21 protein-coding genes are annotated in these 25,120 nt (G+C 71.4%); 13 read left to right on the forward strand and 8 right to left on the reverse strand.

The genetic code is table 11. The features are described from left to right. Nucleotides 1–150: 150 nt before the first annotated feature. Nucleotides 151–1,086 (forward strand): intradiol ring-cleavage dioxygenase, encoded by a 936-nt coding sequence (locus PS467_RS21695; RefSeq protein WP_311036657.1) that lies wholly within the window; start codon nucleotides 151–153, stop codon nucleotides 1,084–1,086. Nucleotides 1,087–1,134: 48 nt separating this feature from the next. On the opposite strand, the gene PS467_RS21700 is transcribed toward PS467_RS21695, so the two are convergent. The 3 genes from PS467_RS21700 to PS467_RS21710 all read right to left on the reverse strand — a co-directional run bounded on the left by PS467_RS21700 (nucleotide 1,135) and on the right by PS467_RS21710 (nucleotide 5,835). Beyond that, nucleotides 1,135–1,560, reverse strand: coding sequence for a DNA-binding response regulator (locus PS467_RS21700; protein WP_311036658.1), 426 nt, complete (start codon nucleotides 1,558–1,560; stop codon nucleotides 1,135–1,137). Between the two features lie 108 nt (nucleotides 1,561–1,668). Beyond that, on the reverse strand, nucleotides 1,669–3,396 hold the full coding sequence (gene metG / locus PS467_RS21705; protein ID WP_311036659.1) for a methionine--tRNA ligase: 1,728 nt from the start codon (nucleotides 3,394–3,396) through the stop codon (nucleotides 1,669–1,671). A 135-nt stretch (nucleotides 3,397–3,531) separates the two neighbouring features. Beyond that, on the reverse strand, nucleotides 3,532–5,835 hold the full coding sequence (locus tag PS467_RS21710) for a VWA domain-containing protein (protein ID WP_311036660.1): 2,304 nt from the start codon (nucleotides 5,833–5,835) through the stop codon (nucleotides 3,532–3,534). 269 nt (nucleotides 5,836–6,104) lie between these two features. Here PS467_RS21710 and PS467_RS21715 point away from each other — a divergent pair, with 269 nt between their 5' ends. Next, nucleotides 6,105–8,183, forward strand: coding sequence for a PhoX family protein (locus PS467_RS21715; RefSeq protein ID WP_311036661.1), 2,079 nt, complete (start codon nucleotides 6,105–6,107; stop codon nucleotides 8,181–8,183). 65 nt (nucleotides 8,184–8,248) lie between these two features. Here PS467_RS21715 and PS467_RS21720 read toward each other — a convergent pair whose 3' ends face one another. Further along, on the reverse strand, nucleotides 8,249–9,247 hold the full coding sequence (locus tag PS467_RS21720) for a DNA polymerase domain-containing protein (protein ID WP_311036662.1): 999 nt from the start codon (nucleotides 9,245–9,247) through the stop codon (nucleotides 8,249–8,251). Between the two features lie 156 nt (nucleotides 9,248–9,403). Between PS467_RS21720 and PS467_RS21725 the strand changes: the two genes are divergently transcribed. Continuing rightward, a complete protein-coding gene (locus PS467_RS21725; protein WP_268973323.1) occupies nucleotides 9,404–10,453 on the forward strand; it encodes a LysR family transcriptional regulator in 1,050 nt (349 codons plus the stop codon). A 75-nt stretch (nucleotides 10,454–10,528) separates the two neighbouring features. Here the strand turns inward: PS467_RS21725 and PS467_RS21730 are convergent, their stop codons facing one another. Then, nucleotides 10,529–12,067, reverse strand: coding sequence for an ATP-dependent DNA ligase (locus PS467_RS21730; RefSeq protein WP_311036663.1), 1,539 nt, complete (start codon nucleotides 12,065–12,067; stop codon nucleotides 10,529–10,531). 222 nt (nucleotides 12,068–12,289) lie between these two features. On the opposite strand from PS467_RS21730, the gene PS467_RS21735 reads away from it, so the two are divergent. Further along, nucleotides 12,290–13,486: a PP2C family protein-serine/threonine phosphatase gene (locus tag PS467_RS21735; RefSeq protein ID WP_432280616.1), complete on the forward strand. Its 1,197-nt coding sequence runs from the start codon at nucleotides 12,290–12,292 to the stop codon at nucleotides 13,484–13,486. Between the two features lie 21 nt (nucleotides 13,487–13,507). Here PS467_RS21735 and PS467_RS21740 read toward each other — a convergent pair whose 3' ends face one another. Then, entirely contained in the window at nucleotides 13,508–13,963 is a 456-nt protein-coding gene (locus PS467_RS21740) for a DUF7144 family membrane protein (RefSeq protein WP_311036664.1), read from the reverse strand. A 176-nt stretch (nucleotides 13,964–14,139) separates the two neighbouring features. Between PS467_RS21740 and PS467_RS21745 the strand changes: the two genes are divergently transcribed. The 9 genes from PS467_RS21745 (at nucleotide 14,140) to PS467_RS21785 (ending at nucleotide 23,278) form a co-directional block, all read left to right on the forward strand. Next, complete coding sequence (locus PS467_RS21745) at nucleotides 14,140–16,812, forward strand: SpoIIE family protein phosphatase (protein WP_311036665.1); 2,673 nt, start codon at nucleotides 14,140–14,142, stop codon at nucleotides 16,810–16,812. 234 nt (nucleotides 16,813–17,046) lie between these two features. Continuing rightward, nucleotides 17,047–18,624: an ATP-binding protein gene (locus tag PS467_RS21750; RefSeq protein WP_311036666.1), complete on the forward strand. Its 1,578-nt coding sequence runs from the start codon at nucleotides 17,047–17,049 to the stop codon at nucleotides 18,622–18,624. A gap of 14 nt (nucleotides 18,625–18,638) precedes the next feature. After that, a complete protein-coding gene (locus PS467_RS21755) occupies nucleotides 18,639–19,064 on the forward strand; it encodes a roadblock/LC7 domain-containing protein (protein WP_311036667.1) in 426 nt (141 codons plus the stop codon). After that, nucleotides 19,061–19,420, forward strand: a complete 360-nt coding sequence (locus PS467_RS21760) for a DUF742 domain-containing protein (protein WP_268973329.1) — start codon at nucleotides 19,061–19,063, stop codon at nucleotides 19,418–19,420. The genes PS467_RS21755 and PS467_RS21760 overlap by 4 nt, the downstream gene beginning before the upstream one ends. Beyond that, nucleotides 19,401–20,027, forward strand: coding sequence for a GTP-binding protein (locus tag PS467_RS21765; RefSeq protein ID WP_361251576.1), 627 nt, complete (start codon nucleotides 19,401–19,403; stop codon nucleotides 20,025–20,027). Before PS467_RS21760 ends, PS467_RS21765 begins: the two co-directional genes overlap by 20 nt. A 224-nt stretch (nucleotides 20,028–20,251) precedes the next feature. Then, the gene (locus PS467_RS21770) at nucleotides 20,252–20,869 is read left to right on the forward strand and encodes a TetR/AcrR family transcriptional regulator (RefSeq protein WP_311036668.1); all 618 of its coding nucleotides are present in this window, start codon (nucleotides 20,252–20,254) and stop codon (nucleotides 20,867–20,869) included. Between the two features lie 97 nt (nucleotides 20,870–20,966). Beyond that, nucleotides 20,967–22,196 (forward strand): cytochrome P450, encoded by a 1,230-nt coding sequence (locus tag PS467_RS21775; RefSeq protein ID WP_311036669.1) that lies wholly within the window; start codon nucleotides 20,967–20,969, stop codon nucleotides 22,194–22,196. A gap of 29 nt (nucleotides 22,197–22,225) precedes the next feature. Next, on the forward strand, nucleotides 22,226–22,420 hold the full coding sequence (locus tag PS467_RS21780) for a ferredoxin (protein WP_311036670.1): 195 nt from the start codon (nucleotides 22,226–22,228) through the stop codon (nucleotides 22,418–22,420). Between the two features lie 246 nt (nucleotides 22,421–22,666). Next, nucleotides 22,667–23,278 (forward strand): TetR-like C-terminal domain-containing protein, encoded by a 612-nt coding sequence (locus PS467_RS21785; RefSeq protein WP_311036671.1) that lies wholly within the window; start codon nucleotides 22,667–22,669, stop codon nucleotides 23,276–23,278. A gap of 82 nt (nucleotides 23,279–23,360) precedes the next feature. Here PS467_RS21785 and PS467_RS21790 read toward each other — a convergent pair whose 3' ends face one another. Together PS467_RS21790 and PS467_RS21795 are read right to left on the reverse strand one after the other, a co-directional pair. Next, nucleotides 23,361–24,140, reverse strand: a complete 780-nt coding sequence (locus tag PS467_RS21790) for a DUF305 domain-containing protein (protein ID WP_432280617.1) — start codon at nucleotides 24,138–24,140, stop codon at nucleotides 23,361–23,363. Then, the gene (locus PS467_RS21795; RefSeq protein ID WP_311036672.1) at nucleotides 24,137–24,805 is read right to left on the reverse strand and encodes a thioredoxin-like domain-containing protein; all 669 of its coding nucleotides are present in this window, start codon (nucleotides 24,803–24,805) and stop codon (nucleotides 24,137–24,139) included. The genes PS467_RS21790 and PS467_RS21795 overlap by 4 nt, the downstream gene beginning before the upstream one ends. Nucleotides 24,806–25,120: the final 315 nt, after the last annotated feature.

The following is a 25,120-nucleotide window of genomic DNA, read 5'->3' on the forward strand; positions in this document are numbered from 1 at the left end:
CCTGACGAGACCCACAGGGCGGGGGCGTGCCGGACGGCGCGCCCCCGCCCTGCTGCCGTACGGCGGGATTGGCCGAAAGGCGCTCATCACCAGGCTCTTCACAGCCCGCACCCATGTGGCTGCCAGGTTGTCTCCCTACCGTCCTCCGCCATGACCGAACAGCAGAGCAACGACCTCGACCCCCAGCCCCAGCGGGACATGACGAGACGGCGGGCCGTGATGGCGGGCGGCGCGGCGGTCGCGGCGGTGGGCCTGGGAACGGCCGTCGCCACCACCGCCTCGGCGGGCGAGACCTCCGCCACCCCCTCGGCCTCCGCCTCCTCCTCGTCCGGGGAGGTCTGTTACCGGCTCACCTCGGAGACCACCGAGGGGCCGTACTACATCGACGCCGACAAGATCAGGAAGGACATCACCGAGGACAAGGAGGGCATTCCGCTGACCCTCCGCCTCAAAGTGATCGACTCCGAGAGCTGCAAGCCCCTGGCGAAGGTGGCCGTCGACATCTGGCACTGCGACGCACTGGGGATCTACTCGGGCTATGAGGACTCGAGCGCGGGCGGCGGCACCCCGCCCACCGGGACGCCGCCCACCGGTACCCCGACCGGGACGCCGCCCACCGACACCCCGACGGGCGCTCCCACCGGTGCCCCGCCCGGTGGCGGCCACCAGGAGCCGACCGACGACGAGCGGTATCTGCGCGGCACCCAGCTGACCGACCGGCACGGCGTCGTGGAGTTCACCACGATCTTCCCCGGCTGGTACCGGGGCCGCTGTGTGCACATCCACACCAAGGTGCACGTCGGCGGCACGATGACCGACGCCGGTTACGAGGGCGGCCACACCTGCCACACCGGTCAGCTCTTCTTCGCCGAGGAGGCGGTGCTGGCCTCGGCCGAGGTGGCTCCCTACAACACCAGCACCACCGAGCGCACCACCCTCGACGAGGACGGGATCTACCCCGGCAACGGTGCGCAGGGCGGTCTGCTGAACCTGAAGTACCGCAAGGGGAAGATCGAGAAGGGCGTCCTCGGAAGCCTCACCCTGGGGGTCGACCCCGACGCGACCCACGACGGCACGGACCTCTGAGGCCCCCGTGACTCTCTGAGGTCCCGTGGTTCTCTGAGGCCCCTGCGGTCACAGCTTCCGGTCCACCCCGCACGGTGCGCCGCGGTCCGCGCGGGCGGCCCGGTGCACGGCGCGCAGCAGCCGCTTCGGGGTGGTCCGGTGCTGCCATAGGACGGCCCGGACGCCGTACTCCATCACCGCCATCAGCTCCGTCTCACGGAGCTCGCCCGCGATCAGCACCACCCGCTGCCGGCCGCCCCGCACCAGACGGCGCAGCTCCGCCCCGGCGCGGTCGTCGAGGCGCTCGGCGAGCATGACGGCGACGGCGCCGTGGGGTTCGGTGCCATGGGGTTCGGCGCCGTGGGGTTCGTCGCTGAGCGGGCGCGGCCGGTCGACCAGCTCGACGCTGGGCTGATGCTGTAGATGACGTACGACCCCGGCCCGGCTGAGCGGGTCGGGGCCGTGAACCGTCACCGTGACACGTGGGTCCGGCACTGCGTTCCTCGATTCCGGTGGACAGGGACTCCACAGGGTCACCGAGGGGGCTAAACGAACGGTTGCCGGGCGATCAATGACCGCTCGGGACCCGGCCGCGTCCGCCGGCTACGCGGCGCCGTTCTGCTCCGCGCCGCCGAAGCGCTCCCGGAAGGACTCCAGGTCCTCCTCGGTGATCTTGGCGAAGAGCACCGGGGGAACGGTGAAGGCCGTGCCCGACGGGACCGACGCCAGCGCCTTCGCCTCCTCCTGGCCGACCCAGGTCGCGGTGTCCTCGCCCAGCGCGAACGCCGTCCGCATGGCCCGCGCCGAGGACGGGATGAACGGCTCGGAGACGATCGCGTAGAGGTGGATGAGGTTCATCGCCGTACGGAGGGTGAGGGCCGCGGCCTCCTGGTCGGTCTTGATCTCCAGCCAGGGGGCCTTCTCCTCCAGGTAGGAGTTGCCCGCGCTCCACAGGGCGCGCAGCGCCGCCGCGGCCTTGCGGAACTGGAGCGCGTCCATGTGCTCCTCGTACTCCGCCAGCAGCCGCGCGATCTCCTCGCCCAGCCGCTCCTCCGCCTCCCCGGCGGCCTTCCCGGCCGGGACCGCGTCGCCGAACCGCTTGCGGGAGAAGGACAGCACGCGGTTGACGAAGTTGCCGAGGGTGTCCGCCAGGTCCTTGTTGACGGTGGCGGTGAAGTGCTCCCAGGTGAAGGAGGTGTCGTCGGACTCCGGGGCGTTCGCCATCAGGAAGTAGCGCCAGTAGTCGGCGGGCAGCACCTCGAGCGCGGCGTCGGTGAACACCCCGCGCTTCTGGGAGGTGGAGAACTTCCCGCCGTAGTACGTCAGCCAGTTGAACGCCTTGACGTAGTCGACCTTCTTCCAGACGTCCCGGGTGCCGAGGAGGGTGGCCGGGAACATCACGGTGTGGAACGGGACGTTGTCCTTGGCCATGAACTCGGTGTAGCGGACGGACTCGTCCACGTCGTACCACCACGACTTCCAGTCGCGGTGCTCCGGGTCCCGGTCCGCCCACTCCTTCGTCGCGCCCATGTACTCGATCGGGGCGTCGAACCAGACGTAGAAGACCTTGCCTTCGGCCGCCAGGTCCGGCCAGGTGTCGGCCGGCACCGGCACGCCCCAGTCCAGGTCACGGGTGATCGCCCGGTCCTGAAGCCCCTCGTTCAGCCACTTGCGGGCGATCGAGGAGGCCAGCGTCGGCCAGTCCTTGCCGCGCTCGTCGACCCAGGCGGCGACCTCCTCCGCGAGCTTGGACTGGAGGAGGAAGAGGTGCTTGGTCTCCCGGACCTCCAGATCGCTGCTGCCGCTGATCGCGGAGCGGGCGTCGATCAGGTCGGTCGGGTCCAGCACCCGGGTGCAGTTCTCGCACTGGTCGCCGCGGGCCTTGTCGTAGCCGCAGTGCGGGCAGGTGCCCTCGATATAGCGGTCGGGGAGGAAGCGGCCGTCCGCGTTGGAGTACACCTGGCGGATCGAGCGCTCCTCGATGAAGCCGTTCGCCTTGAGCTCACGCGCGATCGTCTGGGTGATCTGCACGTTCTGCGCGGAGGAGCTGCGGCCGAAGTAGTCGAAGGCGAGGCCGAAGCCGTCGTAGATCGCCTTCTGCGCGTCGTGCTGCTGGGCGCAGAACTCGTCGACCGGCAGCCCGGCCTCCTTCGCGGCCAGCTCGGCGGGGGTGCCGTGCTCGTCGGTGGCACAGATGTAGAGGACGTCATGGCCGCGCTGGCGCATATAGCGGGAGTAGACGTCGGCCGGGAGCATGGACCCCACCATGTTGCCCAGGTGCTTGATCCCGTTGATGTAGGGAAGGGCGCTGGTGATGAGGTGTCGAGCCATTGCAGGCTGCTCCCGAGTCGGTACGGTAAGTGACGTTTCGCTCTACTGAGCCGCCCATATCGTATCCGAGTGACAGGGGCCACCCGCGCGGCGTTTTCCGCGGCGGATGGCCCCTGGTGTGCTGCGGGTCGCCGGTCAGCCCTGTGCGCGGGCGGCCAGCCACCCCGGGAACTTCTTCAGAAGCTCCCCGTACAGCTCGGCGTCGGCGACCGTACGCGGGTCGAGCCCGGCGTGGAAGAAGCCGGTGTTGTCGACCGCCCGCTTCTCCGGGACGGCGAGGGCGGGCGAGGTGTCGAGCTTGCGGAGGAAGTCGAAGCCCTTCGCCTCCGGGTCCCCGAACGCCACGAACTGCCAGAACAGCGGCAGCCCCGCCGCCTCGCACAGCGCCTTCTCGGCAGCGGTCTTGGCGGTGGGCGCGCCGTCCGTCTGGAAGATCACGAACGCGGGGTCGGTGGTGCCGGACGCCTTGTAGTGCTCGATGACGGCGTTGACGGCGGCGTGGTAGTTCGTCCGCCCCATGTGCCCGAGCGCACCGTGCAGCTCGGCGATGCGGCCGGCGTGGTGGGCCGGCTCCAGGTCGGCGGTGCCGTCGATGTCGGTGGAGAAGAACACGACGGGCACGGTGCCGGTGCTGTCGAAGTGCGCGGACAGGGCGAGCGCCTGGTCGGCGAGGTGCTGAACGGTGCCGTCCTTGAAGTACCCCCGCATCGACCCCGACCGGTCCAGCACGAGATACACCACGGCCCGCTGCCCGGCCAGCCCATGGGCCCGGATGGCCTCCCCCGCGGCGGTGTACGCCCCCACGAGGGCGGGAGCCCGCGCCTCGAGGTCATCGAGCGCGATGGCGGCGGGCGCGGTGGGGGTGGGCGCGGTGGCGGGTGCGGCCGGCTCGGCCTCGGGCGTGGGGTCTTCCTCGGCCTCGGGCGCGGGGTCGGCTTCGGCGTCGTTCTGGGTCTCGGCGTTGGCGGCCTCGGGCTGTCCGTCGGTGCCCGTCTCGGCGACCTGGGCCGTCGTGGCTTCGGTCTCGGGTGCGGTGGTGGCTTCGGTGGCGGGCTCGGCCTCTGCCTCTGCGTCCGCCGTCGTCTGGGCAGGCTCCGGTGCGCTGTCGTCCTCGGTCTCGGCCGCCGGGCTGGTCTCCGGCTCCGCCTCGGCGGTGGCGTCACCGTCGGCCGCGGGCTCCGGCTCGCGGGCCTCCTCGGTCTCGGCCTCGGAGGTGGTGTCGGCTGCTGCCTCGGGAGCGGTGGCGGTGGTGGGTGCTTCGGTCTGGGGTGCGGTGGCTGCGACCGGCTCGGTCTCGGGCGCGGGGTCGGCCTTGACGTCGTTCTGGGGCTCGGCCTCGTCGGCGGCCTCGGGCTGTCCGTCGGTGTCCGCCTCAGCGACCGGGGTCGTCGTGGCTTCGGTCTCGGGCGCGGCCTCTGCCTCCGCGTCCGTCGTCGTCTGGGCAGGCTCCGGTGCGCTGTCGTCCTCGGTCTCGGCCGCCCGGCTGGTCTCCGGCTCCGCCTCGGCGGTGGCGTCACCGTCGGCTGCGGGCTCCGGCTCGCGGGTCTCCTCGGTCTCGGCCTCGGCCTCGGGCTGTGCGTCGGTGTCCGCCTCGGCCGCCGGGGCTGTCTCGGCTTCGGCGTCGGGCGACGCGGTGGTGTCCGTTGCCGCCTCGGTGGTGGCTTCGGCGGTGTCCGTCGCGGATGTGGTGGTGGTTTCGGTCTCCGGCGCGGGGGCGCTGTCGGTGTCGGCCTCCGTCACGGTCTCGGCGGGCTCGTCGTCGGCCTTGGTGGCTGGGCTCGTCTCGGCTGCCGGGTTGGTCTTCGCCTCTGCCTCGGCGGCGTCGGCCTCGGCCTGGGGCTCGGACTCGGAGGTTTCTGCCTCGGCGGGCTCCGGCGCGGGGTCGGTGTCGGCCTCAGGCTCTGCAGCTGCCTCCGCCCCCGGCTTGGGCGTGGTCTTGGCCTCGGCCTGGGGGTCGGGCCGGTCTGCGTCTGCCTCTGGCGCGGCACTCGCTTCGGTGGCCGAGGGCGTCGTGGGCTCCGAGGTGGCCGTTTCCTTCCCGTCGGCGGTTGCCGTTGCCTCGGTGTCCTCGGACGCGGGGGATCGCAGGATCTCGTCGAGGGACTTCAGCGGGGTGGACAGGGCCGGATCGTGCGCGGTTTCGTCGTCGGAGGGGTCCGGGGACGGGGCGACGGTGTCCGCGGTGGGTTCAGACGCGGGCTCGGGCGTCTGCTCGGACGTCCGCTCGGGCGCCGGCTCGGGCTCCGATTCGGGCTTGGGCTCCGTCTTCCGTTCAGCCTTCTGCTCGGCCTTCCGCTCGGCCTTCTGCTCGGGCTTCGGCTTCGGCTCCGTCGACTCGGGGTCCGGGACAACCGCCGCCTCCGGCGCAGCAGAAGATTCGTCCACCCCCGTGGCTCGGGAGCGTCCGAATACTTTGCGCAGTAGGTCCCGTATGCCCATGGGAGATACCTCTCACGTGTCGAGTGCGGTGCATGGCGGTGCATAGCCGTGGTGCCGAAAGGCTAGCGGGCCGGTCCTCGGGGCTCTTCCGCCGATTCCGCTCGCGCTTCGTTCACCTTTGGTTCAGGCGTTCGTCGCCGCCGCGCGGTTCTACGCCCATAGCTTCGCCGCCGAAGGATTCCGACCTCATGTCGGCGCGTTCCGCGTCGGCGGACTGCTCACGCGGGCCCTGCGAAGCCCATACGTGACACCCTTACGGAGGGGAAGACGTGCGCAACCTCCTGCCGCTCATCAGCTCGCACCCGGGCGGTCGTTCCGCGCTGACATGCCGGTACCGCTGCGGTGACGCCTGCTTCCACGAGACGCCGAACACCAGCGACAACGCCTATGTGGGCGATGTCATCGCCGGTGCCGCGTCGCGCCGTTCCCTGCTGCGGGCCGGTGCCGTGATGACCGTGGCGGCCGCGACCGGGGCCGTGGCGCTGGAGCGGGCGCCGCAGGCGTCCGCCGCGACGGGCACCGCCGCCGCGCAGCACACGGCCGCTGCCGCGAAGGACAAGGCGGCCCGCGGCCTCCGCTTCGCGCCGGTCGCCCCCAACACCGAGGACAGCGTGGTCGTCGCCGAGGGCCACGACCAGAACGTGGTGCTCCGCTGGGGTGACCCGATCCTGCGCGGTGCGCCCGCGTTCGACCCGGACAACCAGAGCGCCAAGGCCCAGGCGGGCCAGTTCGGTTACAACAACGACTACATGGCGGTGCTCGACGTCCCGGGCGAGCGCGACCACCAGATGCTCGTGGTCAACCACGAGTACACCGACGAGGTGCTGATGTTCGCCGGGTACGACCCGGAGAACCCCACCCGCGAGCAGGCCGAGATCGGCTGGGCCGCGCACGGCATGTCGGTGGTCGTGACGGCCGAGGAGCGCGAGCTGGGCCGGCTCACCGCCGTACCCCGCCACCGCCTCAACCGCCGTATCACCGCCACCACCCCGTTCGAGGTCACCGGCCCGGCGGCGGGCAGCGAGCTGCTGCGCACCTCCGCCGACCCGTCCGGCAAGCGCATCCTCGGCACGCTGAACAACTGCGGCGGTGGCATCACGCCGTGGGGCACGGTGCTCTCCGGTGAGGAGAACTTCAACCAGTACTTCGCCAACGCGGACGCGGTCACCGATCCGGAGACCGCGGCCCGCCTCAAGCGGTACGGCATCACCGGCGCCGCCTCCGAGCGCAAGTGGGAACGGTTCGACGACCGTTTCGACGTGGCCAAGGAGCCGAACGAGACCAACCGCTTCGGCTGGGTGATCGAGATCGACCCGTTCGACCCCGAGTCCACCCCGCGCAAGCTGACCGCGCTGGGCCGCTTCAAGCACGAGGCCGCCGAGCCCCGCCTGACCACCGACGGCCGCCCGGTCCTCTACATGGGCGACGACGAGAAGTTCGACTACTTCTACAAGTTCGTCTCCGCCAAGCGGATGATGAAGGGCAACAGCCGCACCGCCCGCGAGCACAACCGCACCCTCCTGGACGAGGGCACGCTGTACGTAGCCAAGTTCACCGGCGACAGCCCGTCCGCCGAGATCGACGGCTCCGGAAAGCTGCCGAAGGACGGCGAGTTCGACGGTGCCGGTGAGTGGATCCCGCTGGCCAGCGGCAATCGCTCGTTCGTGGCGGGGATGACGGCCGAGGAGGTGTACGTCTTCACGCGGATCGCCGCCGACAAGGCCGGTGCGACGAAGATGGACCGCCCCGAGGACGTCGAGCCGAGCCCGCGCACCGGCCGGGTCTACATCGCCCTGACCAACAACTCCGACCGCGGCAAGGCGGGCAAGGCCCCGGCCGACGAGGCCAACCCGCGCAACGCCAACAAGCACGGCCAGATCCTGGAGCTGACCGAGCGCTGGAACAACCCGGGCTCCACCCGCTTCAACTGGCGGCTGTTCCTGGTCTGCGGCGACCCCGAGGACCCCAGCACCTACTTCGGCGGCTTCCCCAAGGACCAGGTCAGCCCGATCTCCTGCCCGGACAACATCACCTTCGACGCGTACGGCAACCTGTGGATCTCCACCGACGGCAACGCGCTCGGCAACCACGACGGGCTGTTCGGCGTGGCGACCTCGGGCAGCCGCCGCGGTGAGGTCAAGCAGTTCCTGACCGTGCCGACCGGGGCCGAGACCTGCGGGCCGATCGTGCAGGACCGGCGGGTGCTGGTGGCCGTGCAGCACCCGGGCGAGATCGACGGCGCGAGTGTCGAGAAGCCCGCGTCCACCTGGCCCGACGGTCCGGGCAAGCTCACCCGCCCGTCCGTGATCAGCGTCTGGCGCCGCGACGGCGGTGCCATCGGGGCCTGAGCCGCGTTCACACGCCGAGCCTCTGAGCCCTGGCCCTGGCCCTGGTCCTGGTCCTGGCCCTCGTCCTAGCCCAGGCCCTCGTCCTCCGCGAGCCGTCGTAGCCGCTCGCGGGGGGCGCGCAGGGAGCGGCCCCTGGTGTCCGTACGGGCCCAGGGGTCGTCGGCGAGGCGCTCGCCGACGGTCCGCAGGGTCCAGCGGTCGGACCGCAACGCCGGGTCGTCCAGCTCCCGTGCGTCGATGGGCGTGGCGACGGGGGCTCCGGGGCGGGCGCGCACCGCGTACGGGGTGACGGCGGTCTGGGCGTAGGCGTTGCGCTGGGTGTCGAGGTAGAGCCGGCCGCGCCGCTTGGCCTTGCGCGGCTCGGTGGTGAGCCGGTCGGGGTGGCGGGCGGCCAGCAGATCGGCGGCGTCGCGGGCGAAGGACCGCACGGTGTCGAAATCGGCGTGGCCGTCCAGCGGGACGACGACGTGCACGCCGCGCGAGCCGGTGGTCATCAGCAGCCCCGGCAGCCCGAGCTCGCCGAGCAGCGCGCAGCAGCGGCGGGCCGCCCAGCGCACCTCCTCGAAGCCGCTTTCAGCGGATACACCGGATGTGCCGGATGCACCGGGTTCGTTGGTTTTCCTCGACTCGTCGGACGACGGCGGATCGAGGTCGAGGATCAACCGGTCGGGGTGGTCGGGCCGGTCGGCGCGGGAGAGCCAGCGGTGCGGGGTGACGCACGCCTGGTCGGCGAGGTAGAGCAGGGTCGCGGTGTCATCGCAGACCACATGCGTGACCTTGCCGCCCTCCTTGGGAAGGACGGCGCGCCGCACCCAGTCCGGAAAGTGGTCGGGTGCGTTCTTCTGCATGAGCGGCTTGCCGCCGATTCCGTCCGGATGGCGTTCCATCATCAATGGGCGGCCGCGCAACTGCGGAATGATGCGCCGCGAGACCGAGCGGTAGTACTCGACAAGATCCCACTTTGTGATCCCATCATCGGGGAAGAGCACCTTTTCCGGCCGGCTGACCCGTACGGTGCGGCGCCCGGCCCTGACGTTCCGCGCATCGTTCCGCTTCTCGCTCATATGGGACGGGGGTTACCGCATGGTCGCTGACTAAACTCTGGAGCCGGGAAAAACGGAGGAAGTTGAAAAGCGGGGGAAATCATGGTGAGGCCCGGATCGCTCGGATCACCGGTGAGGGAGGGGCCCCGGCGCTGGACGCAGAGCCCGCTCGCTCTCATGGACACCACGATGGACCAGTTGCGCACCCTGATCATGGTCCATGAGGCCGGTACCGCGCTGGGCGCGGCACGGATTCTGGGCCGCGAACAGTCCAGCGTGCAAAAGCAGATCGACACGATGAACCGGAACTTTCGCGAGCTTTGCGGCGAACCGCTCGTGCTCAAGCAGGGGCGGGGCAAGGACGTGCTGTTCACCGGCACCGGAGAAGCCCTGGTCGAATTGGCGCGCGGAACTCTCGGTGACTGGCTGGACGGCATCCATGAGTCGCGCCGCCGACTGGGAAAAACCCTGATGGTGGGCACCACCCGATTTACTCTCAGCTATCTGGCGGGTGCCGGGGAACTGGTGGCCGAGGAGTTCCGGCAGCGGGAGATCGAACTCAAGGTCGGCCATGTGCGCACCCGGGACGTACTGGCCAAGCTGCGCGCCAAGGATGTCGACCTGGTGTGCGGCTCCGTGGTGACCAGGCCCGACAGCGCGGATGAGCTCACCGCCTTCGATGTAATGGAGTGGCGCCGCAGCGGGGTTTCGCTGCTGACCAATCTGCCCGAGGACGAGCTGCCCGGCCCGACCGCCCCGACCAGCGCGCTGCGCACGCTGCCGCTGGTGGTCTCGGCCAGCGGGCTGATGGCCGGGGTGCTGCACACCTGGTTCGGCGGTGACTACCGCGGCAAGCTGCGCATCGCCGCCGAGATCGACACCGTCAACTACGGTTTCGAGCTGCTGCGCTCCGGTCTGCTGCGCGGCTGCATGCTGGTCACCAAGGGGGTCGCGGACGCGGCGGGCGATCCGAGGGTGGCCTATGGACGCGGGTTGCGCGCCGTCGAGCTGGTCAATGACACCGGGCCCCGGCTGGAGGTGCTGCTGGGCGCCTTCACCCGGCGCGGGGAGCGCGCGTCCTACGACGCCGCCCACCCGCTCAATCTGCTCTGGGACGCGCTCGCGCGGGAGAACGCGCGCTGGCAGCGGGAGCAGCGCTGGCCCACACCGGGGCTGGAGCCCGATCCGTTCGAGCTGGCCAACTCCTACAACCCGAGCGAGAGCTGAAGCTCCGCCCAGCCGCCACTGCCCCGTCCCCGCCCGCCCCGACCGTACGACGGCCCGGGGCCGGGCGGTCCGGGGTCACTCGCCGCGCAGCGCCAGCACCGTCTCGACCGTGTCCGCCTGGTCCGCCGGCTTGTCCTCCCGGTAGCGCAGCACCCGCGCGAACCGCAGCGTGACGCCCGCCGGGTAGCGGGACGAGCGCTGCAGCCCGTCGAAGGCCACCTCCACCACCAGCTCCGGCCGCACCCGCACCACCCAGCCGTCGTCGCTGACCGCGAGCCCCAGCAGCGCCTCCGTCTGCCACTCCAGCATCGCGTCGGTGAGCCCCTTGAAGGTCTTGCCCAGCATCAGATACGTCCCGTCCGGCTGCCGCGCGCCCAGGTGCAGGTTGGACAGCTTCCCGGTGCGGCGGCCGTGCCCCCACTCCGCCGCCAGCACCACCAGATCCAGCGTGTGCACCGGTTTGACCTTCAGCCAGGACGCCCCGCGCCGACCCGCGCCGTACGGCGCCTCCAGCGCCTTGACCAGCACCCCCTCATGGCCCCGGGCCAGTACGTCCGCGGCGAACTCGCGCGCCGCCCGGCGGGTCTCCGGGTCCGCGGGGTCCCCGGCCACCAGCCGCCGCACCCGGCGGGGACCGGGGGCTATCCGGGCCAGTTCGGCGTGGCGCTCGCGGGCCGGGAGATCGAGCAGATCGCGGTCGTCCACGGCGAGCAGGTCGAAGAAGACGGGGGACAGCGGCAGCGCGGCCGACGCCCCGGCCACATCGAGCCGGGAGCCGACCCGGCCGGAGATCTCCTGGAACGGACGCGGCCGCCCCTCCGCGTCCAGCGAGATCACCTCGCCGTCGAGGATCGCCCGGTCCACCGCCAGTTCGCGCGCGGCCGTGACGACCTCCGGCAGGCGCTCGGTGATCTCGTCGAGGGTGCGGGTGTAGATCCGCACGTCCGCGCCGTCCCGGTGCACCTGCACCCGGATGCCGTCCAGCTTCTCCTCGACCGCACACGACCCCAGCCGGTCCAGGGCCTCGTCGAGGTCCTTGGCGCTCTGCGCGAGCATCGGCAGCACCGGCCGTCCCACCCGGAGCCGGAAGTCGGCCAGCGCCTTCGGGCCGCGCGCCAGCAGCGCCTCGGCGACCGCGCCCAGCGAACCGCCGAGCATCACCGCCCGCCGTACCTCGGCGGCCGGTGCGCCCACCGCCTCGGCGAGCCCCTCCACGGCCAGCCCCTCCAGCGCCCCCTGCCGCAGCTCCCCGCCGATCAGGCCGAGCAGAAAGTGCTGCTCCTCCTTGGTCGCGGCCGACATCAGCCCGCCCACCAGCCGCTTGCGGGCCGCCGTCGCCCCGGTGCCGGAGACCGCCGCGACCTCGCTCAGGGTCTGGTCCACATCGAGCACCGCGAGACTCGGCTCGGCGGCGGGCTCCCGCCGCTGCCGCAGGGTGGACCAGCCCACTCCGGTGCGGCGCTGGGGCAGTCTGCCCGCGAGGTAGGTGATCACCACGGCCGCCTCGGCCGGTTCCGTACGCCGGAACAGCCGGGCCAGCGCGGCGATCTTCGCCGAGCGGGCGGAGGTGGCCGCGACCTGGCGGGAGGTCAGCGCGACATCGGCCAGCAGCATGGCTCCAGCCTGCCCCGCACCCCGCCCGGCCGCCATACGGCACCGGGGCCCGGCCGCCCCGGTGGCCCCGGCCGCCCCCGCGGCATCTGTGGGCCCGAGCGGTGGGAGAGGAATACATTTGCACATAAGGGTCATAGGGGGCGGGGCGGGTGTACACACAGGGAGCGCGCCACGAAACAGCACATCGACTACGAAACTCTGTTCGAGGCCACTCCGAGCCCGATGCTCGTTCTGGGTCCCGATCTGGTGATCGTCGCGGCCAATGACAGCTATCTGAACGTCACCGGGCGCACCCGCGAGGACCTGATCGGGGAGTATGTCTTCGACGCCTTCCCCCGCAACCCGGCCCAACCCGAGTCCACCGCCACCCGCAATCTGGAGGCCTCGCTGCACCGGGTGCTGTGCACGGGGGAGCGGGACGCGATGGCGCTGCAGAGGTATGACATCCCGGTCACCGACCGCGCGGGCGGATTCGAGGAGCGGTACTGGAGCCAGATCAACTCCCCCGTGCGCGGCCGGGACGGCAGCGTCGAGCTGATCATCCACCGGGTCGAGGACGTCACGGCCTTCATCCGGGGGAGCGAGGGCCGGGCCGCATCGGAGGAGGGCCTGGGCCCGCGGACCGAGAACATGGACGCGGACCTCTACATCCGCGCACGGGAGCTGCAAGAGCTCAACGAGTGGCTGCGGCAGGCCCACGCCCGCGAGCGGGAGACCGCGCTGACCCTCCAGCAGTCGATGCTGCCCGCCTGCCCGCCGGAGGCGCATCCGAACGCGGCCGTGCGCTACCACCCGGCCGTGGGGTCGCTCAATGTGTGCGGCGACTGGTACGAGCTGACCGACCTGGCCGACGGCCGGATCGCCGTCGCGGTCGGGGACGTGGTGGGCCAGGGGCTGGAGGCCGCGTGTGTCATGGGGCAGCTGCGCAGCGCGCTGTCCGCCGCGACCCGCGCCGTGAACGGACCGGCACGGGCGATGGACGTGCTCGGCCGCTATGCGCGCTTCGTCGACGGGGCGCTGGCCGCGACCGCCGTCCAGGTCGTCATCGACCCCGCCGCGCACACCGTCGAGTACAGCTGCGCGGGCCACCCGCCGCCGCTGCTGCTCCAGGCCGGGGGCGCCGTGGACGTGCTGGACCAGGCGACGGATCCGCCGCTGGGGGCTCGGGCCGAGGAGATCCCCCGGCCGCAGGCCAGCGTCGGCTACGCCGCGGGGGACACGCTGGTGCTCTACACCGACGGGCTGATCGAGCGCCGCGAGGAGGACATCGACGTCGGGCTGAACCGGCTCAGCGAGAGCCTCGCCCGGCACTGCGGGCTGAAGCCGGAACCGATGGCCGACGCGCTCCTCGGCGACCTCGGTGTCACCGGTGGCGGCCCGGCCGCCGACGACACCGCGCTCGTGGTGATCGGACTCTGAAACAGAACGCGACGCCGGGGGTCAGGCGGTACGCCCCGCCTCGGCGCGTGCCGCGTCGCCACGGCTCGGCCCGGCGCACAGCGCCCAGATGACCAGGGCGTCGAGGATGAGCAGCACCGTGGCCCAGACCGGGTAGTACGGCAGCCACAGGAAGTTGGCGACCAGCGCGAGACCGGCCAGCACCACCCCCGTGACCCGCGCCCACATCGCACCGGTGAAGACCGCGCAACCGGCGACCAGGAGGGCGATGCCGATGGCGAAGTGGACCCAGCCCCATCCGGAGAGGTCGAACTGGAAGATATAGCTCCGCGTGACCAGGAACACATTGTCGGTCCGGATGGCCGAAATGCCCTGGAGCAGGTTCATCGCGCCACCGAAGATCATCATGACGGCCGCGAAGACGACCCACCCGCTCACCGCCCGGTGCGCGCGGCCCGGGGCGGCCCCTGTCTGCACTCCACCGACGTGACTGGCCATGTCGGGCTCCTTCATCAGGCGAAATTACCCTTTTTACAGGTTTGCACAGCGCCCCGCTTTCGGCACTTCGCCCGTCGGCGGCGCACCCCGTGCCGAACGTCCGGAGCGGTGCGTCCGGAGCGGTGCGTCCGGAGCGGGACAGGGATTCGCCTTCCGGGAATTCCCGGTGTAGATGTATGGGTATGCCCCGGTTCATGGGTCGATCGCGGGGTCGGTCATGGCTGAGCGTGCGCAGCGTCGCCGGCCAGGTCTTCGTTCTCCAGCTTGTGATCGTGCTGCTGCTCGGCGTGGCGGCGACCGTCGCCCTGGTGCTCCAGGGGCGGCACGACGCCGTCGAGCAAGCCCGCGGCCGGTCCGTCGCGGTCGCCGAGACCTTCGCCAACGCACCGGGGGTCGCCCAGGCGCTGCACAGCCGCAATCCGACCAAGGTGCTCCAGCCCAGGGCCGAGGCGGCCCGGAAGCGGTCCGGGCTCGACTTCGTCGTGGTGGTGAACCCCAAGGGCATCCGGATCACCCACCCCAATCCGCATCGCATCGGCAAGCCGTTCATCGGCACCATCGGCCCCTCGCTGCGGGGGCACACCATCACCGAGAGCCGCCCCGGAACCCTCGGCCCGGCGATGCAGGCGGTCGCCCCGATCTTCGACAGCCGGCACAAGGTCGTCGGCGTGGTGGGTGCCGGGTTCACCATCCGCAGGGTGAGCGGGCTCGCCGAACGTCAGCTGCCGCTGCTCGTCGGCGCCCTCTCCGCCTCCCTGGCCCTGGCCACCGGCGGCACCGCGCTGGTGGGCAGGCGGCTGCGGCGCCAGACCCGCGGCCTGGACCCGGTCGAGCTGACCCGGATGTACGAGCACCATGACGCGGTGCTGCACTCGGTGCGCGAGGGCGTGCTGATCGTCGGCGATGACGGCCGGCTGGTGCTCGCCAACGACGAGGCGTCCCGGCTGCTCGGTCTGCCCGAGCGGCCGGAGGGCCGGAAGGTCGCCGAGCTGGGCCTGGAGCCGCATGTCAGCGACGTCCTGACCGCCGGGCGCGATGTCACCGACGAGGTGCTGGTGGCCGGCGACCGGCTGCTGGCCATCAACAACCGGCTGACCGACCGCGACGGCGGGCCGCCCGGCAGCGTCGCCACCCTGCGCGACTCCACCGAACTGCGCGCCCTCTCCGGCCGTGCCGAAGTGGCGCAGAAGCGGCTCAAGCTGCTGTACGACGCGAGCGTGGGGATCGGCACCACGCTCGATGTGAGCCGGACCGCCGAGGAGCTGGCGCAGGTGGCGGTGGACCGCTTCGCCGACTTCGTCACCGTCGACCTGGCGGAGCCCGTCCTGCGCGGCGACGAGCCGCTGGCGCTCGGCGGTACCGACATGTGCCGGACGGCGGTCCACGGCATCCGGCCGGACCACCCCTTCTATCCGGTCGGCCGGCGGTTCTCGTTCGTCCCCACCTCACCCCAGGCGGGGGGCCTGAACAGGGGTGAGCCGGCGGTGGAGACCGATCTGGCCGAGGCCACCGGCTGGCAGGCCCAGGACCCGCGGCAGACCGCCAAGGTCATCGCGTACGGCGTGCGGTCGCTGGTGACCGTGCCGCTGCGGGCCCGGGGCGTGCTGCTGGGCGTGGTCAACTTCTGGCGGACGGCGCGGCGCGACCCCTTCGAAGAGGAAGAGGTGTCCCTCGCCGAGGAGCTGGCCTCGCACGCCGCGGTCTGCATCGACAACGCCCGCCGCTACACCCGCGAGCACACCATGGCGGTGACGCTCCAGCACAGTCTGCTGCCCCGCGCCCTGCCCGCCCAGAGCGCCCTCGATGTGGCCTTCCGCTATCTGCCGGCCGAGTCGGGGGTCGGGGGCGACTGGTTCGACGTGATCCCGTTGCCGGGGGCGCGGGTGGCGCTGGTGGTGGGCGACGTCGTCGGGCACGGTCTGCACGCGGCGGCCACGATGGGGCGGCTGCGCACGGCGGTGCACAACTTCTCCACCCTGGACCTGGCGCCCGATGAGATCCTCTCCCACCTGGACGATCTGGTGGCCCGTATCGACCAGGACGAGCGCCCCGGGCAGCCGGGCGGTGACGGCGGTGAGGGGATCACCGGGGCCACCTGTCTGTACGGGATCTACGACCCGGTCACCCGGTGCTGCACCATGGCGCGGGCCGGTCATCCGCCGCCCGCGCTGGTCCGGCCGGACGGCACCGTGGAGTTCCTCGAGCTGCCCGCCGGACCGCCGCTGGGCCTGGGCGGGCTGCCGTTCGAGACCGCCGAGGCGGAGCTGGCCGAGGGCAGCCATCTCGTCCTCTACACCGACGGGCTCGTCGAGGACCGCCGCCGGGAGATCGACACCGGTCTGGAGCTGCTGCGCGACGCCCTGTCCCATCCCGGCCGGACGCCCGAGCAGATCTGCACTGAGGTGCTGGACGCGATGCTGCCCAGCGATCCGAGCGATGACATCGCCCTGATCGCCGCCCGTACCCGGGTCCTGGGCGCCGACCGCGTGGCCTCCTGGGACGTGCCGTACGATCCGGCCGCCGTGGCCGGGGTGCGCGCCGAGGTCATGCGGCGGCTGGCGGAGTGGGGGCTGGCGGAGGTCGCGTTCACCGCCGAGTTGGTGCTCAGCGAGCTGATCACCAACGCCATCCGCCATGCCACCGGCCCGATCCGGGTGCAGCTGATCCGCGAACGCGCCCTGATCTGCGAGGTCTCCGACACCAGCAGCACCTCCCCGCATCTGCGGTACGCGGCGACGACGGACGAGGGCGGCCGGGGGCTCTTCCTGGTCGCCCGGTTCGCCGAGCGCTGGGGCACCCGCTACACCTCGGACGGCAAGGTCATCTGGGCCGAGCTGGCCATTCCCTGACGCCTGGGTCCACGGCCCGTCAGGGCGCGGCGTGGCGGGAAGATGAGCGTCGGCCGTGGCATATACGTCCGGAACGCGGCGCTTTCGGCCAACTCGATTTGACGGTCCGTCATGATCCATGTGCTGAGAGGGGCCGGTCAAAATCACGTGACTCTACTAACATGTGGCGCCCACGGCTTGATGTCCGCGTGGTCCAGCCACAAACCCTCAACGCGCCCCATGAGGACCTGATAGATGTCAGCACATATATCCAGCCATCCGTACAAAGGGCCCTCGGTGACGTGGCGGGCCCTGACCGTCCCTGTGCTGGCAGCCGTCGCCGCCGGTGCCGCGGGACTGTGGGTGACCACCGCCGTGCCGTCCGCTCAGCGCGTCTTCGTCGCCGTCTTCTGCGGGACCGCCGCCGTACTGCTCGGTGTGGCGCTCGCGGTGGCCACCTACCGTTCGCGGACCATCGGCCGGCTCCAGGAGCGTGTCACGGCGCTGGAGACGGCGGCCACCGCGCGGGAGATCGAGGCGGTCCGGATCGCCGAGGAAACGATTCCTTCCGCGGTTCGGCAGCTGCGTGCGGGTGGCTCGGTGGACACCGTGGTGAGCCGCCTGCCGCGGCCCACCAGCAGGGCCCATCAGCAGCTGCTGCGGACGCTGCTGCGCGAGATCGGCGACGGTGAGCGGATGCGCGCCTCGGCGATGGCCGCGTGCGCCAACGCCGCGGGCCGGGTCCAGGCGCTGGCCACCAGCATGCTGGCCGATCTGCGGGAGATGGAGAACCGGCACGACGAGAGCGTGCTCGGCGATCTGCTGAAGCTGGACCACACCACCGCCCAGGCGGGCCGGATCGCCGACAGCATCGCGGTGCTCACCGGTGCGCGCTCCGGGCGCCGCTGGACCAGGCCGATCGTCATGGAGTCCGTGCTGCGCGGCGCGGTCGGCCGGATCAGCGCCTACCAGCGGGTACGGGTCCACTCGGCCAGCAGCGCCGCGGTGGCCGGTTACGCGGCCGAGGGCGTCATGCACGCCCTCGCCGAGCTGATGGACAACGCCGCCAGCTTCTCGCCTCCCACCGAGGAGGTGCATGTGTACGTCGAGGAGACGCACGCGGGCGTCGTGGTGACCATCGAGGACGGCGGGCTGGTGATGGGCCCGGCCGCCCTGGAGCGCGCGCAGAAGGCCGTCTCCTCCGAGACCCTGGACCTGATGAGCCTGTCCGGCACCCGGCTGGGCCTGGCGGTCGTCGGCTGTCTGGCCCGCAAGCACGGGCTCACCGTCTCCTTCCGGCCGTCCGCGCGGGGCGGCACCGGTGTCGTGGTCCTGATCCCGCAGCAGCTGATCACCCACGTCAACCAGGACGCCGTCGTCCTCGGCACGCCGGGCTCCATCCGCTCCGGCATCCCCCGGCAGGCGTCCGCCCCGTCCGCCCCGTCTGGTTCAGCCGCCGCGACCGCGATCGCGCCCGCCCCCGCCACCACCCCGTCCTCCGCTCCGCTGCCGCCCGCCACCGGACCCTCGTCCGCGCCGGAGCCCGCCGCGGAACCCTCGCCGGCCGTCAACGGACTGCCCAAGCGGCGCCGTGGCGAGACGCTGGCCGCGGCCACCCGGGCCGCCGCCGGCGCCGCCGAGGGGGAACCCAAGGCGAAGACCAGCCGTCCCCGACCCGAGGACGCCGGAGCCCGCTTCGGCGCCTTCCGCCAGGCGGCCCGCGGTGGCTCCGCCGCTGGTGCCCCGCGTGATACCGAGCCCGCGTCCGCGCAGCCCGCCGAGGCCACCCAGTCCGCCGAGTCCGTCGAGCCCGCCGAGAACGACAAGCCGTGACGATAGGAACGCCGATGAACACCACCGACCGCAGCTTGGACTGGCTGTTGGAGAACCTGCTGGAGAAGACCCCGGGGTCACGCCACGCCCTGGTGCTGTCGCGGGACGGGCTCAAGCTGTGCCTCTCCTCCGGGTTGTCCGTGGACCAGGCCGATCAGCTGGCGGCCATCGCGTCGGGCATCCAGAGCCTCGCCCATGGCGCGTCCATCGAGTTCGGCGACGGCAGCGGCGGCGTACGGCAGTCGATGACGGAGTTCCACGGGGGGATTCTGTTCATCATCGAGGCCGGCGAAGGCGCCCACCTCGCCGTGGTGGCCCATGACGACGCCGATGTCGGCATCATCGGCCACAACATGAACGAGATGGTCGAGCAGATCGGCGACCATCTGCGGGCCGCCCCGCGGGTGGCCACGGACGGCAGCGGCGGGACGACGGCATGATCCGAGGGCCGCTGGACAAGGAGGGACCGGACCGGCTGTACACCGTCACCGGCGGCCGCAGCCGCGCGGACGAGAGCCGGTTCGACATGGTCACGCTGATCGTCAGCGAGAGCGACCCCACTCCCGGGATGCAGTCCGAGCACGTCAAGATCCTGCGGATGTGCCGTCGCCCCTTGTCGGTCGTGGAGATCTCCTCGTATCTGGAACTGCCCGTCAGCGTGGTCAAGATCCTGCTGTGCGATCTGCTGGACACCGGCCGGATCACCGCGCGCCATCCGCAGCCGGCCCGCCCCGGCGGGCGGCTGCCCGGGCCCGAAACCCTGAAGAAGGTGCTCGTTGCACTCCAGAATCTCTGACAGCACCGCCAGCGCCGCTCTCCCCGGCAGCACCGGACACGCCCCGCTGCGGGAGAGCGCGAGCAACGGCCTCAAGATCGTGATCGTCGGCGGGTTCGGTGTCGGCAAGACGACGATGGTGAAATCCGTCAGCGAGATCCGCCCCCTCAGCACCGAGGAGACGATGACGCAGGCGGGCGTCGGCATCGACGACGCCTCGTTCGTCCAGGACAAGACCACCACCACGGTGGCCTTCGACTTCGGCCGGATCAGCCTGGACGAGCAGATGGTGCTGTATCTGTTCGGCGCCCCGGGGCAGGAGCGGTTCTGGTTCCTGTGGGACCGGCTCTTCTCCGGAACCCTGGGCGCGGTCGTCCTGGTGGACACCAACCGGCTGGCCGACTCCTGGTACGCGCTGGACCGGCTGGAACACCACGGCACACCGTTCATCGTGGCCCGCAACAACTTCACCGAGCCGGAGCACTCGCTGGAGGACGTGCGGGAGGCGCTCGATCTCTCCCCCGATGTGCCGATGATCGACTGTGACGCCCGCAAGCGCGACTCCAGCAAGGCCGTACTGGTCGCGCTCGCCCGTCACCTCTACTCCCTGTCCACCGGCGCCGCCTGAGCGCCGCCGGCCCTCCTACTCCCCCCCGAACGGCCCGACCGGCCCGCCCGAACCCGCCCGGCCGCCCGCCCCCGCGCCCCCGAGGGGGCGGTGCCCGGCACGACGATCCGGCCCTGTCGCCCTGACGGCAGGCCATCGCCGTGGGTGCTGGCGCATCGACGGGATCTGGCCACATTCCCTCATGCTTCACCGAAGCTTGAGGGGGAGTCGGAGAGGAGCCGGAGATGACCGAGGGGTTCAAGCGCCGCACGCCGAGCCGGTGGGGCGAGGGCGGTGCGCTGAAGGAAGAGATCCTCGTGGCCGCCGCGCGGATGCTGATGGAGTCCGGCCGGGAGGGGGATCTGTCGCTGCGCGCGGTGGCGCGGGAGGTCGGGATCTCCGCGCCCAGCGTCTATCTGCACTTCAAGGACCGGGCGGAGCTGGTGGCCACCGTCACGCGGCGGGCCTACGAAAGGCTGGTGGCCCAGCTGCGCGAGGCCGGGGACCGCGGGGGTGAGGGCGGCCCGCGGGAGGCGTTGCGGGCGATGGCCCGGCGGTACTGCCACTTCGCGCTGGACAACCCCAAGCTGTACCGGCTGATGTTCGGCATCGAGCGGATCGAGGGCCCCCGCGATGAGCTGGCCAGTCATCCGCTGTGGACGGTGCACGAGGTGTGGGTCGAGGCGGTGTCCGCCTGCCGGGACGACCGTACCGGGGCGGCGGACGACGAGCGGGTGGCCAAGCTGCTGTGGTTCTCCCTGCACGGGATCGTGGCCATGGCTGTGTCGATGCCGTTCGCGGCCAGCCGGCAGGGGATGGAGGAGATGGCGGACGACCTGCTCGATCTGGCGTTGACCAAATAGCGGCGGTGCGGCTGGTCACTCTTGGCCATTTGGTTGCCCTGGGCTCCTAACGCTGTTAGGAAAGTCCGTGACGCGCTCCCTCTCCACGGAGGCACATATGACCGAGACACTGGCGGACACGGCGGCCGGGCCGCTGGAACACCCGATGCCCAGGGCGGCCGGGTGCCCCTTCGACCCGCCGCCGGCCCTGATGGCCCTCCAGACGGATAGCCCGATCTCCAGGGTGCGGATCTGGGACGGCACCAGTCCATGGCTGATCACCCGCCACGACCATCTGCGGACCCTGCTCGGCGACCCGCGCGTCAGCGCGGACCCCACCCGGCCCGGCTATCCGCACCGCACCGCCGGGATGAAGGCGAGCGACCAGGCCCGCCAGACGTTCCTCACCATGGACGACCCGGAACACGCCCGGCTGCGCCGGATGGTGACGGCGCCCTTCGCGGTGAAGAAGGTGGAGGCCCTGCGGCCGTCGGTGCAGAAGATCGTCGATGACCTGATCGACGGGATGCTCGCCGGGCCGAAGCCGGTCGACCTGGTCGAGGCGTTCGCACTGCCGGTCCCCAGCCTGGTCATCTGCGAGCTGCTCGGCGTGCCCTACGAGGACCACGACCTGTTCCAGCGCAACACCAAGGTCGTCGTCCGCCGCACCTCGACCTCGGAGGAGGTGCTCGCGGCCCAGCGGGAGCTCGCCGACTACCTGGACGACCTGCTGACCGTCAAGCGCGCCCGGCCCGCGGACGACCTGCTCTCCGTGCTCGCCACGGAACGGGTGGCCACGGGCGAGATGACGCAGCGGCATGCCGCGGAGACCGGTGTCCTGCTGCTCGCCGCGGGCCACGAGACCACCGCGAACATGATCGCGCTCGGCACCCTCGCGCTGCTCCGCAACCCGGACCAACTCGCCCTGCTCCGCGACGCCGAGGACCCCAAGACGGTCGCCGGGGCCGTGGAGGAGCTGCTGCGCTACCTGAACATCACCCACTCCGGGCGCCGCCGGGTGGCGCTCGAGGACATCGAGGTCGGCGGCGAGGTCATCCGCGCGGGCGACGGCATCATCTTCGCCAACGACATCGCCAACCGGGACCCGGAAGCCTTCCCCGAGCCCGACCGGCTCGACATCAGCCGCGACGCCCGCCGCCACGTCGCCTTCGGCTACGGCGTGCACCAGTGCCTCGGCCAGCCGCTGGCCCGCCTCGAACTCCAGGTCGTCTACAGCACCCTGTACTCCCGCATCCCCACCCTGGCCCTGGCCACCGGGTTCGACCAGGTGGAGTTCAAGCACGACGGCATCGTCTACGGCGTCTACGAACTCCCCGTCACCTGGTAGCAGCACCCCCGAGCAAGAGGAGAAACCCCATGCGCGTGGAAGTCGACCAGCCCAAGTGCGTCGCGTCCGGACAGTGCGTCCTGATCGCTCCCGAGGTCTTCGACCAGGACGACGACGGCTTTGTCGAGTTGCTGACCGACCGTCCCGAGCCCGGCCAGTACGACGGCGTCAAGGAGTCGGCGGTGGTGTGCCCGGCCGCGGCGATCCGGCTGGCGGAGGACTGACGGCCAACTCGCCGCCGACTCGCCGCAACGCTCGTCCAGGGGAGCGTGCTGGACCTTCCTTCCCCTCGTGAGGAAGGTCCGGCAAACTCTGCCCCCCACCTAATGCGCTTTCACGCGCATTAGGTAACGGGTGTCACAGTAGCGAGGGGGTGTACGGGTCGCAATGGGTTACCGGGCGTAGGGTGACGGGGTGTTCGTGAAGATCTGGTGCTCACCAGAGCGGAGGGGACGTAGGGTCGGCGCGTCATGACAGAGCGACCACCGCATGGGTCGGCCCGCCCCGGAGGGCGTACGGCCCGGACCCGGGCCGCCGTGCTGGCGGCCGCGTACGAGGAGCTCGACCGCGACGCGTACGCCGCCCTCACCCTCGACCGGCTGGCGCGTCGGTCGGGAGTGCACGTGTCCACCATCCGGCGGCGCTGGCGCACGGTGGAGGGGGTCGTCGTCGACCTGCTGGCCGAGCGCAGCTCCACGCTGCCCACCCCGGACACCGGCGACTTCCGGCAGGACCTGGCAGAACTCGCCATGGCCATCGGGGACTTCAACAACGCGCTGCGCAACCGCAACGTCATCCAGGGGCTGCTCGTGGCCGCCGCGCACGACCCCCAGGTCGAGGAGATCGTCCGGGGCGCGTTCGTGGGGCGGATCGAGCAGGTGACCCGGATCGTGCGCCGGGCGATCGAGCGGGGGCAGATCCCCGAGCGCACCGAGCCACGCGAGGTCATCGCCGCGCTCGCGGCGCCCATCTACTACCGGGTGCTCATCCTGCGCGGGTTCATCGACGAGCGGCTGGTGCGCACGGCCGTCGAGGTGACGTACCAGGCGGCCTTGTCGGGGACGTTCGTCCGCGAGGGATGAGGGCGTCGTCCCGGTTTCCGGCGATAGCGCCCCTCCGGCGATGGGCGCCCCTGCCGGGTGAGGGACGCCCATCGTCGCGGTGTCAGGAGGACGCGCCGCGTGCCGTGAGCATGTCGGCCATCAGCTGGATCTCCGACTGCTGGCCCTGGACCATCGTCTCGGCCAGATGTTTCTCGGTCGGGTCCTTGACCAGCTCGACCGCGCCCTTCGCCATCCCGATGCCGCCCTTGTGATGGGCGGTCATCAGCTTCAGGTAGAGCACCTCGGCCGCCTTGCCCTTGGCCTTGCGCAACGCGTCCAGCTGGGTGTTGGTGGCCATACCCGGCATGAGCGAACCGTCGTGCGGCGTGTACGTGGAGCCGCCGTCCATGCCCTCCATGCCCTCCATCGAGCCGTGGTCCATGCCGTCCATGTGGTCCGTCGACGCGTTCTTCATCCACGTCATCGGCGGGTCGTCGGACGTCTTGTCCAGCCCCCACATGTCCAGCCAGCCCTGCAACATCCCCGCCTGGGTGGCCTGCGTGCTGGCGATGTCGAACGCCAGCCGCCGCACCTCCTCGTCGCTGGTGCGGTCGCGCACGATGAACGACATCTCCACCGCCTGCTGATGGTGGATGGACATGTCGCGGGCGAAACCGGCCTCGGCGGAGGTGTCCTTCGGCGTACCCGTGCCGGCTGTGCCCTCCGAGCGGTCGCTCATCAGCCACACCACCGCCACCGCCACCAGCGTCAGCACGGCGAGGGCGGCGGCGATCCCGGCCACCAGCGGCTGTCGTGACGCGCGGCCGACGGCGGCTCCGTCGGTCCCGTCGGTCACCTCGGTTCCGGCGGTCACGTCGGCTCCGTCGGTCACATCGGTCACGAAGACTTCCCGTTGGTGCAGTAGGCGCCCGGCTCGGGGGTCTGCTTGCCCTGGACGAACTTCTTGAAGAACGCGGCCACCCTCGGGTCCGACGCCTCCTGGATGTCCAGCTGGTTGCCCCAGGCGTTGAGGACGATCGGCGCGTCCTGGTCCTGGTAGGGGCTCATCATCGAGTACGGCGTCTTCTCCACCCGCTCCTTGAGCGTGGCGATGTCCTCCTTCGACGCCTTGTCGGTGTAGGTCACCCACACCGCGCCGTGCTCGAGCGAGTGCACCGCGTTCTCCTTGGTCAGCGGCTTGGTGTAGACGTCGCCGTTGCAGTTCTGCCAGACCTGGTTGTGGTTTCCGCCGACCGGCGGCGACATCGCGTAGTCGACCGTGCCCTCGACATGCGTCCGGCCCAGGTTCTGCCAGGTCCGCATGGACTTGAACTCACCGGTCCTGACGACCGACGAGGTGACCTTGGCCTCCTTCTTGTCCTTCTTGTCGCCCTCGTCGACGAGGAAGTAGCCGCCGACGGCCAGTCCGGCGACGATCACCACACAGGAGGTGATGGTGATGATCCGGTAGCGGCGCTCGCGCGCCTTCTCCGCGCGGCGCAACTCCTCTATCTTCGCGCGGCGGTCGGCCGCGCCGGCCTTCGTCTTCGATCCCTTGGAGCCCATGGCTGTCCTTGTCCTCGCAGTTCTCTCGGTTCTCGCGGTTCTCCTGACTCGCGGTGAGCGGCGTCGGCCTAGGTCCGAAGCACTTGGAGCTGATGGAGGCCGAGGGCTCGGACAAGGTGATCGGGCGGCGCCCGGACGGAGTCCGGGTCCCGAGGGGCGCCGGGCGGCGGAACCTCGGCGAGGGAGGGCGGGGGCACGGGCGTGGGCACCAGGGCCTGGACCACCGCCCGGGGGCCCGCGACGCAGTTGCCGCTTCCGGTGCCGGTGCCGGTGCGGGAGACGTCGGCCGGGCAGCGGTGCGGTGCCGTAGCCGTG

This window comes from Streptomyces luomodiensis, from assembly GCF_031679605.1.
In the GTDB taxonomy this organism is placed as follows: Bacteria; Actinomycetota; Actinomycetes; order Streptomycetales; family Streptomycetaceae; genus Streptomyces; species Streptomyces luomodiensis.